This window comes from Thermococcus sp. LS1, assembly GCF_012027395.1.
Lineage (GTDB): Archaea > Methanobacteriota_B > Thermococci > Thermococcales > Thermococcaceae > Thermococcus.
Genome location: NZ_SNUJ01000012.1, coordinates 1 through 423, shown reverse-complemented (window position 1 = coordinate 423; position 423 = coordinate 1). Strand labels below are relative to the sequence as shown.

The 423-nt window shown below is 40.2% G+C and carries 1 pseudogene; it reads left to right on the top strand.

What is annotated here, in order from left to right:
• Positions 1 to 143: 143 nt before the first annotated feature.
• Positions 144 to 423, top strand: a pseudogene (locus E3E26_RS10995) (AbrB family transcriptional regulator); the annotation flags it as partial.

Here is a 423-nt window from a genome sequence, read left to right as displayed (position 1 = left end):
ATTACTCCAAACTAAATTAAAAGTATTGTGGACGAACCTCACAGAGGCGGGTAAAAATCCCACACACGGGAAAATTTCTCAAACCTTTTAAACAATTATACCGTAAGAACCATTCGTAAAATCAGCACTCCCGAGGTGAGCCAATGAAAGAAAGCAAAGAACCACTAGCGAAGTTTCATACCAAGATAAATGTGAAGGGTCAAATAGTGCTGCCTAAAAGAGATCGGGAAGTTTTAGGGTTAACCAAGGACGATGTTGTTGAGATCATCGTCCGAAAGATTGAAACTTCTAGGACTGAAATCAAGATATTAGGGACTGCATACGTGGTTGCAAAATTAAGCTCTCGTGGCCTGATAACCATTCCAGAGGAGGTCAGGACAGAGTTAAAAATAACTGAAAGCTCTATCCTTGAGATATTGCTAG